This window comes from Photobacterium andalusiense (assembly GCF_900185625.1).
In the GTDB taxonomy this organism is placed as follows: domain Bacteria; phylum Pseudomonadota; class Gammaproteobacteria; order Enterobacterales; family Vibrionaceae; genus Photobacterium; species Photobacterium aquimaris.
Map to the genome: position 1 here is coordinate 49,022 of NZ_FYAJ01000010.1, position 12,954 is coordinate 61,975.

Sequence of the window (12,954 nt, forward strand, 5' to 3'; positions counted from 1 at the left end):
GATTAGTTAGGATGCCATTATGAAGAAAATTGCGGTAATTTTAAGCGGTTCAGGCGTATTTGATGGAACCGAAATCCATGAGGCAGTATTAGCTTTATTGGCAATAGAACAACAAGGAGCAAGCTGGCACTGCTTTGCTCCCAACATTGATCAACATCACGTCATTAATCACATAAATGGCGAAGTCAGTCATGAAATACGTAACGTTTTAGTTGAATCGGCACGTATTGCACGTGGCAATATATCTGATGTCAGCCAGTTAAATATTAATGACTATGATGCACTGCTCGTCCCTGGCGGATTTGGTGTTGCTAAAAATTTATCTGACTTTGCGCTTCACGGCAGTGCATGTCAGATCAACGAAGACGTAAAACAAGCCTGCCAAGCTTTTGCTCAAGCCAATAAACCTGCGGCCTATTTATGTATTGCGCCAACCTTGATCCCCCAGATCTATGGCCCCGGCGCAAAAGCGACGATCGGTAATGATCCTGACACTGCGGCCGCATTTAACACCATGGGTGGCGAACATGTATTATGCCCTGTTGATGATTTTGTGCTTGACCAAAAACGACGTCTATTAACAACACCTGCCTATATGCTGGCAACCAATATCAGTGAAGCTGCTATAGGGATCAATAAACTGGTACAAGAGTTAATAAAGTTAGCCTAAACGTAATAAGAAATATTAAACGCTTAAAAAAGAAAAAGCGGCGCACTGTGTGATGCGCCGCTCAGCAGAAGTAGTAATTGGTTTTTAGCCCTACACTAAGCACCGTTACCAAGCTGAAGTACACTGGAAGCAATGTGAGCAATGTCGTGCCATCAACCACTAGAAAAACGTTTTCTCTAGCACTGAAAGCATGTTAATAATAACCATTCTCAACTAAGTTGCAACATTTAATTGAGAATAATTTTCATTTGTAATGAAAGATTTCATCTATCGTCTCACTTACAGTTATTATTTAGTCGCCTTTGATTCAATAAAAAAATCGGCCGCAGCCGATTTTTTGTTGATGCTAAAACAGTCACTAGTTATTTAATAACGCTAGCAGTGTCAGTAAGTGAGGGCTGTTTTAATGTCGTTAGCTTATTGATTAAATAATTAAGTAGCACCCCATACAAAGGCACAAACAAACCAAGACTAATAATTAATTTAAAACTGTAATCCACTAGCGCGATTTCAGTCCAGTTTTGAGCCATAAAAGCATCTGGGCTGTGGTAAAACGCAATACTGAAAAAAGCGAGGGTATCAAGTGCATTACCGATAATGGTCGACGCTGTTGGTGCAATCCACCATTGCTTCATTTGACGAAGGCGGTTAAATACCGATACATCCAATATTTGCCCCAATAGGTATGCCATAAAACTGGCAATCGCAATACGAGCCACAAACAAATTAAATTCCGTAAGATGGGCAAACCCTTGATATTGTCCTTTAAAGAACAATACTGATAGCACATAAGACACAATTAATGCCGGTGCCATTACTCGCCAAATTATTTTACGCGCCATCGCTGCACCAAAAATACGCACAGTTAAATCAGTCGCAAGAAAAATAAACGGAAAAGTAAATGCTCCCCATGTGGTGTGATAACCAAAAACAGTAAACGGTAATTGAACCAGATAATTACTTGAGGCAATCACTAATAAATGAAAAGCCACCAAATACGATAACGCTTTGTGTTGTTGCGCTGAGGTAAAAGCAGTTGTGGTTGTATTAGATATTGTTGCGTTGGATAAAGCAGTCATGTAAGACCTTTTTGTCATTGGGGGGAGGGAACCCAAACATTTCATTGCAGATGATAACTACCGCCTGCAACACCAGGGCGGCGATTATACAGCACAGCATTAATTTGCCTAGTGGCGAGACAATAACTGTTGTATAAAAATTAAATCATCGATTTCACTGAGTACTAAAAGTTCCAACCACATTGATGCGGTGTAATGCTCAGCTTTAAGTAACAACTGACACCCATCAACATCAATTAGCCACTGTTGCAAGTCTGCACTTGGCTCTTTATCAATGACTTTGGCATCTAAGCGAACCAATAATACGGCTGCAATCGTAGCAAAATCATCAAATTCAAACGCTGTAGGAGTCACCACTAACGTACCTAATTCAAGGTTTATTACTGTGCGGCTAAAATCATAGTCCATTATTCACTTCCATTAATTATGCTCATCAATGGCCATTAAGTGGTCGCCAATCAATTGTAAAAATACCACCCCAAATTTGTCTAACTTGCGCTGACCGACACCGTTTATCGCTAAAAAGTCGCCTTTTGAGCTCGGTAACCGCTCTGCCATTTCCATCAAGCTAGCATCATTAAATACTACATAAGGTGGCAGATCTTCTTCATCCGCAATCGCTTTGCGTAATTTTCGTAACTTGGCAAATAGCTTTTTATCGTATTGGCGATTAGCCATTCGATCAACTTTACTGCTCCGTACTGCGCTATCTAACCGCGGCACCGCCAAAGATAATGCCATTTCGGCTCTTAATAACGGTCGCGCTTGCTGGGTCAGTTGCAACACTGAATTACGGCTTATATTTTGAGTTAAAAATCCACGATGGATCAGTTGGCGTAAAATGCTGACCCAATATTCATGACTATATTCACGTCCAATACCATAAGTGGTTAATTTATCATGACCATATTCACGAATACGTTGATTTTGCATTCCCCGCAGTACATCAACCACATAGGTAATTCCAAAGTTCTGATTAACGCGATACACACATGACAACGCTTTTTGAGCCGCTTCTACCGCATCAAACTGTTGCGGAGGATCAAGACATACGTCGCAATTACCGCATCCTTGGCGCAACTCTTCACCAAAGTAATGCAACAACACTTGGCGACGGCAACTTTGTGCTTGAGCAAACGCCCCCATAGCATGCAACTTATGTAATTCAACATCCCGCTGAGCATCATTGGGTTTTTCATCAACACAACGTCGTAACCAAGCTAAATCAGCGGGATCATAAAGCAGTAATGCTTCTGCGGGTAAACCATCGCGCCCTGCTCGTCCTGTTTCTTGGTAATACGATTCAATGTTACGTGGAATATCAAAATGAACCACAAACCGCACATTGGGTTTATTGATCCCCATTCCAAACGCCACGGTGGCAACAACCACATGAATATCATCCCGCTGAAAAGCATCTTGTACTGCTACCCGTTGTTGATGTTCCATACCGGCGTGATATGCCGCAGCACGAATACCGCTGTGACACAATTTTTCGCTGATCTGTTCCACTTTCTTACGGCTATTACAATAAATAATTCCGCACTGGCCGCGAACAGTCGCTAAATACTGGTTCAATTGCTGTTGCGGTTTATGTTTTTCCCATAAGGTATAGCGAATATTGGGTCGATCGAAACTTCCCAAATAACAATGGGGGTCGTTTAATCCTAACCGACTAACGATATCATGCCGAGTGGCGTCATCTGCGGTAGCGGTTAATGCCATTACCGGTAACGGTGAAAATTGCTGTTTAAGTACCCCTAGAGCGGCATATTCAGGTCGAAAATCATGTCCCCACTGAGAAACACAGTGAGCTTCATCGACAGCTACCATCGCCAAATCAAGTTGCTGCAAACGATCAAGAAAATCGCGCATTAATACTCGTTCAGGTGAAGCATAAACCAGCTGTAACTCACCCTTTTGCATCGCATCAAACGTTGCTTGAATCTCTTCACGTGACATCGCCGAATGGATACATCCAGCACTGACACCATTGGCATTAAGCTGATCCACCTGATCTTTCATCAATGAAATAAGCGGTGAAATTACCAAGGTTAATCCTGGTAGCATTAACGCCGGAATTTGATAACACAATGATTTACCGCCACCGGTCGGCATAATAACCAAACAATCGTTGCCAGTAGTGATTGCCTCAATCACCGCTTGCTGTCCTTGCCTAAATTGTTGATAGCCAAATACATCCTGCAAAATTTCTTGGCTGGATAATAATAATGACGACACAGGCAGAGGGGCAACAGCTGACATAGTAAGACTCTTCGCTAAACAGGGCTGCCATTCTATACCTAAATCACGGTCGGATGCGAATAAGGCCAAGATGACTGACCATTCGTTGATACCATTACTACCTTGCTCAGTAAATGATGCCATCATTCCACTTACTCGGCTCACCAAGTTATATCGGGTTTAAAGCAATGACTATCAATAGCTACTTCAGCCTCAATATTCAACTATGCCGTTATTTATTAAAAATAAGCACTAACATTTCATTGATAAAATTGTCACCGCTTAAAAATAATCAAATAACTAATTAATTAATAAGACAATAAAAAATAACTTCCGTATCAATCACAATGGTTACTTATTCAACACTCTATAATTTAAAATGGTTTTTTAATCGCTAAAAATAAGACTTATTAGGGGTATTTGTTAACTAGCAACCATGAAAAGCATCAAATTGATTAAATATCACATCTTTAATTAATATTCCGACCAATAATATTTAAAAATAATGGGATATACGCTGTTTTTTCTGCCATCATTAACCACATTAAAAGGCTACATAGCGTCCACCACTGTTGCGCCACTGATTACAAGGATCTGTTATGCTAAAAATATCGCCATTACTATTACGTTTATTGACTGTTTGTAGCTGTGCAGGCCCTATTTTTTCTGCAACGGCACAGCAAATTAGCGATAGCATTACACCAGAAACAAGTGTCGCCAACCAACAATCACACCTCGTGAACGGTCAGCAATGGATGATTGCTACAGCCAATCATTATGCCAGTGAGGCGGGTGCAGAGATGCTACGTCAAGGAGGCAATGCCATTGATGCGATGGTTGCTACCCAACTAGTATTGGGTTTGGTTGAACCACAATCATCTGGTATTGGTGGCGGTGGCTTTTTAGTTTATTGGAATAATGATAACCACCAAATGACCACCTTTGACGGCCGTGAAACTGCGCCTTTTGCAGTAACACCACGTCTATTTCAAGATAAAAAAGGCCAACCACTGGCATTTTATGATGCGGTCGTTGGCGGACGCTCTGTCGGCACCCCTGGCACAATTAAATTATTGTGGAATAGCCACCAGCAATACGGTCAGTTGGAATGGAAAAAGTTATTTCAACCAGCGATCAAATTAGCCCAGCAAGGGTTTATTGTTAGCCCTCGTTTAGCAGCATTAGTGGCTAAAGATGCCACTAATTTGCAACGTTGGCCTGTAACCAAGGCCTATTTTTTTGATACCCAAGATCAACCGATTCAAGCCGGACAACGGTTAATCAATCACGCTTATGCCAATACGTTACGAAAAATTGCTGATTATGGCCAAAAAGCCTTTTATCAAGGGGATATTGCGCGCGAGATTGTTAATACAGTACAAAATGCCATGGGTAATCCGGGGGTTCTAAGTAGCATTGATTTAGCCAGTTATAAGGTTAAACAACGGGCGCCAGTATGTGCACCTTATCGTCAATATCAAATTTGCGGCATGGGCCCTCCAAGTTCTGGCGCGTTAACTCTTGGCCAGATTATGGCGATGCTTAACCATTATCCGTTAGCAAAAATGGGCGCCAATGATGTCAACAGTTGGCGTTTAATTGGTGATGCATCACGATTAGCATTTGCCGATCGTGGTCGTTATATGGCTGACAGTGACTATGTGCCGATGCCAACTAAAGGCTTGCTCGATCCCAATTACATTCAACAACGAGCGCAATTATTGGCCTCCAATAAAAAATTAACCACGGTCGAGCCGGGATTACCACCTTGGGAGCATGCGAGTCAGCAACTAGCCACCAATGAAGCGATCGAGTTACCCTCAACCACCCATTTTTCGATTGTTGATACCCAAGGCAATGTGGTCTCGATGACCTCTACCATTGAAAACAGTTTTGGTTCGCGATTAATGGTCGGCGGATTCCTACTTAATAATGAATTAACCGATTTTTCATTTCGAAGCCACATTGATGGCCGACCAATTGCTAATCGTATTGAGCCCGGTAAGCGCCCTCGTTCATCAATGGCACCGACAATTGTGATGCATAATAATCAACCAGTATTAGCTATTGGCTCTCCAGGTGGTAGCCAAATTATTGGTTATATTGCTAAAACTTTAGTGGCTTACATTGATTGGGGAATGGACTTACAGCAAGCGATTAATTTGCCCAATATCAATAACCGCTTTGGTAGCTTTGAATTAGAACAGCACACCACGGCCACCGCATGGGCACCTAAATTTGAAAAATTAGGCTATAAAACTGTTGTCAAAGATCTTAACTCAGGCATTCAAGCGATCAGTATTGCACCTAAGCAGTTGATCGGGGCTGCCGATCCTCGCCGTGAAGGCAAGGTCATCGCCCAATAAGCACAAAAAAGCCCGTGAGTGATTAACCATAAAATTAATCACTCACGGGCTTATTGTTGTAACTGTCGTTATAGCGCAGTTAACTTAGCGTATTGAGTTACTAGCCACTTAATACCTTCACCATTAAAGGCCACTTGGACGCGACTTTGAGCACCACTACCTTCAAAGTTAATGATCGTCCCTTCACCAAATTTAGGATGTTGCACTCGCTGGCCTAAACTAAACCCGGTTTCATTGAAGTTATTATTAACTTGAGTTTGGCTGAAACGTCCACTGCTCACAGGTCGTGAAACCTGTGCTTTCATTCGCACTTCCTCAACGTACTGTTCTGGAATTTCACGAATAAAGCGCGATGGTTTATGAAAATTATCTTTGCCGTATAAACGTCGCATTTCTGCATAAGTGATATACAGCTTCTTCATTGCGCGTGTCATACCGACATAGCACAAGCGACGCTCTTCTTCTAACCGATCAGCTTCTTCAATGGTACGTGAGCTTGGGAACATTCCTTCTTCAACACCGACCATAAATACGATTGGAAACTCTAGACCTTTGGCACTGTGCATCGTCATTAGCTGCACCGCATCTTCAAAGGCATCAGCCTGACCATCACCCGCTTCTAACGCTGCGTGAGCTAAGAAAGCAGATAACGGACTCATTTCAGCCGCCTCTTCAGGAATTTCAAACTGACGCGTTGCGGTGACCAATTCTTCTAAGTTCTCGATCCGTGCTTGAGCTTTTTCACCTTTTTCTTGCTCATACATAGCGCGTAAACCGGAATGACGAATCACATCATCGGTTTGTTGATACATCGGCAATTCAGCAGTGTCATCTTCAAGCGCATTAATCAATTCTATAAAGCGCTGCAGTGCGTTAGCAGCCCGTCCAGCCAGCACTTTTTCATCAAGCAATGCTAAGCTCGATTGCCACATGGTTAAACCACGATCACGAGCGGTAATACGAATGGTTTCAAGGGTACGATCCCCTAGACCACGGGTCGGCGTATTCACTACTCGCTCAAAGGAAGCATCGTCGTTACGGTTGCTGATCAAACGCAAATAAGACAGTGCATCTTTAATTTCTTGGCGCTCAAAGAAACGCATGCCGCCATAAATACGATATGGCATTCCTGCTTGAATTAACGCTTCTTCTAATACTCGCGATTGAGCATTACTACGGTATAAGAAGGCAGTATCACTAAGGCTCCCCCCTTGCTCACGCCACTCTTTAATTTTACCAACCGCAAATCGCGCTTCATCAAGTTCATTAAAGGCAGAATATAACGAGATTGGCTCGCCATCGCCGTCTTCTGTCCATAACTTCTTACCCATACGCTCAGTATTATTGGCAATGAGCTCATTGGCAGCATTTAGAATATTACCTGTTGAACGGTAATTTTGTTCCAAAAATATTGACGAAGCATTACTGAAATCATTAAGAAAACGTTGAATGTTTTCAACTTGCGCGCCACGCCAACCATAAATAGATTGGTCATCATCACCGACAATCATCACATGACAATCAGCGCCAGCCATTAATCGTAGCCATGCAAATTGAATATTGTTGGTGTCTTGAAACTCATCCACCAAAATATGTTTAAAGCGCGCTTGATAATGGTCACGAATATGTTTGTTATCACGCAATAATTCAAACGAACGCAGTAATAATTCAGCAAAGTCGACCATGCCAGCACGATCACACGCTTCCTGATAAGCGGTGTAAATTCGCAACCAGGTTTGTTCAACCGGATCGTTATAGGTTTCAACGTGCTGTGGGCGTAACCCCTCATCTTTCTTGGCATTGATATACCAAGCACCTTGACGTGCAGGCCAATGCTTTTCATCTAAATTCTGCGCTTTAATCAGCCGACGTAACAATCGCATCTGATCATCAGAATCTAAAATATTAAAATCTTCAGGTAAACGCGCATCCAAATAATGGGCACGTAACATGCGATGACAAAGACCATGGAAAGTGCCATTCCACATCCCTGAACTAGAGCCATGCATTAATTCATTAATCCGCCCCCGCATTTCAGCAGCGGCTTTATTGGTAAATGTTACCGACATTATTGAATATGGCGAAGCTTGTTCAACCGCTAACAACCAAGCAATACGATGCACTAGCACACGGGTTTTGCCGCTGCCTGCTCCCGCCAATACTAGGTGATTACCCAACGGCGCAGCCACCGCCTCGCGTTGTTTGTCATTGAGGCCATCTAATAGAAGTGAAACGTCCATCGCTATCTACTGGTTATTTATACAATGGTGATGATTATACCAGCCCCAATAAAGATTGCTTCGATATCTTTGGGGTGATTTTCGCAGAGTTCAGAAACATAAAATCAACATTACCATTAAAATAATTAACACTTAGGTGAAATAAATTATGCTCTGGCCCTGTCTGTATATTCCAAGAGCGTATTAACGCCATAAAAAATAGTTACAACCGCAAACCAACACTCAATCATAATCAAGGAATCATCATGAAAAAGACTAATATCGCCTTAGCATCAGCAATGACAGGATTAATTGCACTCGCCGGTACTCTTGCCTCAACAACGGCTGTCGCAGACGAAATGGGCAAAAAAATGGCAAAAGAAAAATGTTATGGCGTAGCTAAAGCAGGGAAAAATGATTGCGCCACCAAAACCAGTTCTTGCGCGGGATCTGCGAAAGAAGATGCACAAAAAGATGCCTTTGTCGTCGTCCCTAAAGGATTGTGCGATCGCCTTCATGGCGGTTCAACTAAGGAGATGTAATTTGGTGGGCTTTTCATCCCAACAGCCGATTGGGGTGGGCTTACGCTCACCTCACATCGCAGACATAATCACTCAACGACCCGCCCTTGGTTGGTTAGAAATTCACAGTGAAAACTATTTCAATCCTGATTCATTAGCACGCCAACAATTACGTCAGCTCTTGCCCGACTATCCGCTTAGTTGTCATGGCATTGGTCTGTCATTGGGCTCAGCCGATCCGCTTAATGTGGATCATTTACAGCAACTTAAGCAATTAATCAGCGAAGTTGACCCTTTTTTAGTGTCTGATCACCTCAGTTGGAGCTCTGTTGATGGCCAATTCTTTAACGACCTCTTACCGTTACCATATACCGAAGAGGCTCTGGATAATTTTTGCAATAAAGTCGATCAAGTTCAGCACACATTAAACCGACAAATGCTGATTGAAAATCCATCGAGCTATTTACAGTTTCAACATTCAACCATTCCAGAATGGGAATTTTTAATGGCTGTCCAGCAACGTACGGGCTGCGGACTGTTATTAGATTTAAATAATATTTATGTCAGTAGCTTTAATCATGGCTTTGATTGCCAAACCTATTTAGCCGCGATCGACCCAACCGTAGTGCAAGAAATACACCTTGCTGGCTTTATACGTAAACATCTGCCTCAAGGTGAAATCTGGATTGATACTCACAGCCAGCCCGTGAGTGATGCCGTATGGCGGTTATATCAACAATGGATCCGCTGTCATGGCAGCCATACTGCCACCTTAATTGAGTGGGATACTGATATTCCTACCCTCGCGATATTAATGGCCGAAGCAAATAAGGCTCAAGCCATTGTCGATAAGGAGCGCGCCCATGCCTGCATCATTAACAGCGCCTAATCTGCACCAGTTACAACACCAATTTGCAGCGGCGTTACATTATCAATCTCACACCGCAACAACGATGGTGATCAGCGATCATTTTAGCGCTCAGCAACGACTGCAATTGTACTGTAATAATTTTATCGTTGGCTTAACCGAGGTATTAGAGAGCGTCTATTCAACCGTGAAAGCCATGATTGGTGAGGCGTGTTTTGAACAATTAGCGCGGCAACACATTCTTAATTATCCGCTACCACAAGGGGACGTTACTTTATATGGTGACCACTTTAGCGACACCATTGCCGCTCAACCAACATTGGTTTCAAGCTTGCCATATTTGGTCGATCTGGCACGACTAGAATGGTTGTGTGATGTGGTATCACGATCACCATCTCATAGTGGCGCACTACCATTAGCGAAATTACACCAACTGGAACAGCCACAACATTCGCTTGATCTGCAGCGCTATTATTTTCATATACCGATATCAACCCATATTTTTAGTAGTCAATATGCAGTAGGCACACTGTGGAAGATCGTTAATCACACTGATGGCAGTCATCAACAGCAACAATTAGCAGCACTGGATATTCATCAACCGCAGGCTATATTGGTGCAACATTTCCAATGGCAACTGTGGCAACAAACCGTTACTACAGAGTTAATGGCGTTGGTGAACGATTGCCTGCAACAGCGCCCTATCGCCGCACTCACCGAATCACAATTAGCACTGCTGCCACAGCTATTACACCACCATTTAATTGACGATATTGGTGAGGTGAACAACGATGATTAATTTTATACGTACTATTGACCCTCTTTTTCAACAACTCACCCAGCCACTACAACCGTTATTATTACTGTTTAGTCGAGTCTGGGTGGCGATTGCCTTTTTTAAATCAGGGCTAATTAAATACAACAGTTGGGATAGCACATTATATTTATTTGAATATGAATATCAGGTGCCGGTTCTACCTTGGCTGTGGGCTGCTTATAGCGGCACTGCGCTTGAATTGATTGTGCCAGTTTTTTTAGTACTCGGTTTATTTTCACGACCAATGGCAGCATTATTATTTGGGTTTAATATTATTGCGGTAGTGTCATACCCCGCGTTATGGCCGCAAGGGTTTTATGATCACCAGTTATGGGGAATGATGTTACTGGTTACACTCTTTTGGGGAGCGGGGAAATTATCACTCGATCATTGGCTCAATCAAGGTCAAGCTCATCATTATCCTCTCAAATAATAATGTTATTCCCCCGGTTAACCTAGCGTGTAGGAAGACCAATTAACGGCAGTAATTCTGCTAAATGGTTAATTTCAACATCAGGTAAACAGCTCACATTAGAGGTCGCTAACGTGCGGCGCTGATCATTATACCAACATGCTTGTAGGCCGTGTTTCTTAGCGCCAAAAACGTCAGTTCGCAAGTGATCACCAACATGTAAAACCTGTTGTGGCGGCAGCCCTAAATAATTTATAGCATGTTCAAACAGATCTGCTGCCGGTTTTGCTAACCCATCACGCCCGGCTTGATAGATAGCGCTGAAGTATTTTGCCAAGCCGATTTGCTGAGGATCAACATTACCATTGGTAATTGCCACTAATGGTAGCTGTGCACTCAATAATGCCAACACACGATGGGTTTCAGCAGGTATATCAACCTTATTACGCTCAACCAACACCAACTCTAACCCTTGCCGAGCTGCTAATTCAGCGGCTTGTAAACGCCAGCCTAATTGCATTAAACCAATTTTTAAGGTTTCATAACGCCATTGGCTGACATCATGCGTCAAACTAGGATCAATCACAGCCAATTGCTGCTTAAGATGCTGCCAATCATCACGACTGATCATGGTTGAGGACGGTAATAGCTGAGCTAACCAATCAAACATCGCTTGTTCAGCTCGAACAATCACCGGATGGTTATCATAAAGGGTGTCATCAAGATCAAATGTCAGTGCATGAATCGAGCCTAAGTGACGATAAAATTGCATGGTTGTTCCTGTAATTAATAATCAAACCAACGCTAACGACGCTTGGCTCGCGGATGAGCTGCATCATACACTTTAGCTAGATGCTGAAAATCAAGATGGGTATAGATTTGAGTAGTGGTTAAATTGGCATGACCCAATAACTCTTGTACCGCACGTAGATCACCACTGGATTCCAACATATGAGTTGCAAAACTGTGGCGTAATTTATGCGGATTTATATGACTTGATACTGCTTGTTTTTGACCCCATTCCGCCATTCTTTTTTGAACATTGCGATTTGAAATACGTTGACCAAGCTTAGACACAAACAAACCTGTTTCATCAGCATGAGCAATATTAGCCCGTACTTTAAGCCAATTACCTACCCACTCACACGCTAAACCAGCAAAAGGGACGATCCGCTCTTTATCACCCTTACCAATAACCCGTAGATCACCTTTGTTTAAGTTAATATCACGCACATTTAAGTTAACCAATTCCGATAAACGTAACCCCGCACCGTACATTAACTCCATCATTGCCCGATCACGGATCGCCAACGGATCATCATCATTCACTTCTAGCAGTTGATTCATTTCATCAACGTCTAAATTTTTAGGTAATGGTCGCGCTTTACGAGGAGCTGCCACTCCTTTGGCTGGGTTGGCAGGTAACACTTGCTGATGTACCAAGTAATCAAAAAAGCTTCGCAGTGCAGATAGTCGCATTGCTAAGCTGCTGGCTTTTAAACCATTACGCATCCCTTTACTGGCAATTTGGCGCACCCAGCCCGCATCAACTTGCTGCCAATTTTCAACCCCAAGCTCTAGTAATTGCTCTGCAATGCAGGTTAATTGACGTTTATAATTTTGCTGAGTGTGCAAACTAAGCTCACGCTCGCTACGCAAATATTCATAAAAACGTTCAAGGGGTTGTTCAAAACTTCGAGGAAGCGTACTCACATAAACCTCAATCTTGGTGTCATTAATATTTATGACAACAGTTAG

12 protein-coding genes are annotated in these 12,954 nt (G+C 42.7%); 6 read left to right on the forward strand and 6 right to left on the reverse strand.

Annotation, left to right across the window (positions count from 1 at the left end):
* Positions 1–19: 19 nt before the first annotated feature.
* Entirely contained in the window at positions 20–670 is a 651-nt protein-coding gene (elbB, locus tag PAND9192_RS17170; protein WP_087854722.1) for an isoprenoid biosynthesis glyoxalase ElbB, read from the forward strand.
* A 362-nt stretch (positions 671–1,032) separates the two neighbouring features.
* Here the strand turns inward: elbB and PAND9192_RS17175 are convergent, their stop codons facing one another.
* The 3 genes from PAND9192_RS17175 to recQ form a co-directional block, all read right to left on the reverse strand.
* Positions 1,033–1,749: a 7-cyano-7-deazaguanine/7-aminomethyl-7-deazaguanine transporter gene (locus tag PAND9192_RS17175; protein ID WP_087854723.1), complete on the reverse strand. Its 717-nt coding sequence runs from the start codon at positions 1,747–1,749 to the stop codon at positions 1,033–1,035.
* 108 nt (positions 1,750–1,857) lie between these two features.
* Positions 1,858–2,157 (reverse strand): DUF3630 family protein, encoded by a 300-nt coding sequence (locus PAND9192_RS17180; protein WP_087854724.1) that lies wholly within the window; start codon positions 2,155–2,157, stop codon positions 1,858–1,860.
* Positions 2,158–2,169: 12 nt separating this feature from the next.
* Positions 2,170–4,014 carry an ATP-dependent DNA helicase RecQ gene (gene recQ / locus PAND9192_RS17185; protein ID WP_087854756.1) on the reverse strand — a complete coding sequence of 615 codons (1,845 nt, stop codon included), beginning with the start codon at positions 4,012–4,014 and terminating at the stop codon, positions 2,170–2,172.
* A 578-nt stretch (positions 4,015–4,592) separates the two neighbouring features.
* On the opposite strand from recQ, the gene ggt reads away from it, so the two are divergent.
* Positions 4,593–6,359, forward strand: coding sequence for a gamma-glutamyltransferase (ggt, locus tag PAND9192_RS17190; RefSeq protein WP_087854725.1), 1,767 nt, complete (start codon positions 4,593–4,595; stop codon positions 6,357–6,359).
* A 68-nt stretch (positions 6,360–6,427) separates the two neighbouring features.
* Here ggt and uvrD read toward each other — a convergent pair whose 3' ends face one another.
* Complete coding sequence (gene uvrD, locus PAND9192_RS17195) at positions 6,428–8,599, reverse strand: DNA helicase II (RefSeq protein ID WP_087854726.1); 2,172 nt, start codon at positions 8,597–8,599, stop codon at positions 6,428–6,430.
* Between the two features lie 245 nt (positions 8,600–8,844).
* Here uvrD and PAND9192_RS17200 point away from each other — a divergent pair, with 245 nt between their 5' ends.
* The 4 genes from PAND9192_RS17200 to PAND9192_RS17215 are packed head-to-tail and all read left to right on the forward strand — an operon-like array spanning position 8,845 to position 11,217.
* Positions 8,845–9,120 (forward strand): BufA1 family periplasmic bufferin-type metallophore, encoded by a 276-nt coding sequence (locus PAND9192_RS17200; RefSeq protein WP_087854727.1) that lies wholly within the window; start codon positions 8,845–8,847, stop codon positions 9,118–9,120.
* A 4-nt stretch (positions 9,121–9,124) separates the two neighbouring features.
* Positions 9,125–9,988: an MNIO family bufferin maturase gene (bufB, locus tag PAND9192_RS17205; RefSeq protein ID WP_370738397.1), complete on the forward strand. Its 864-nt coding sequence runs from the start codon at positions 9,125–9,127 to the stop codon at positions 9,986–9,988.
* Complete coding sequence (locus PAND9192_RS17210; protein WP_087854729.1) at positions 9,963–10,766, forward strand: HvfC/BufC N-terminal domain-containing protein; 804 nt, start codon at positions 9,963–9,965, stop codon at positions 10,764–10,766. The genes bufB and PAND9192_RS17210 overlap by 26 nt, the downstream gene beginning before the upstream one ends.
* Entirely contained in the window at positions 10,759–11,217 is a 459-nt protein-coding gene (locus PAND9192_RS17215) for a DoxX family protein (protein ID WP_087854730.1), read from the forward strand. Before PAND9192_RS17210 ends, PAND9192_RS17215 begins: the two co-directional genes overlap by 8 nt.
* Positions 11,218–11,239: 22 nt before the next feature.
* On the opposite strand, the gene yigB is transcribed toward PAND9192_RS17215, so the two are convergent.
* Together yigB and xerC are read right to left on the reverse strand one after the other, a co-directional pair.
* Positions 11,240–11,968, reverse strand: a complete 729-nt coding sequence (yigB, locus tag PAND9192_RS17220) for a 5-amino-6-(5-phospho-D-ribitylamino)uracil phosphatase YigB (RefSeq protein ID WP_087854731.1) — start codon at positions 11,966–11,968, stop codon at positions 11,240–11,242.
* Between the two features lie 32 nt (positions 11,969–12,000).
* Positions 12,001–12,909 (reverse strand): tyrosine recombinase XerC, encoded by a 909-nt coding sequence (gene xerC / locus PAND9192_RS17225; RefSeq protein WP_200817838.1) that lies wholly within the window; start codon positions 12,907–12,909, stop codon positions 12,001–12,003.
* Between the last annotated feature and the right edge of the window lie 45 nt (positions 12,910–12,954).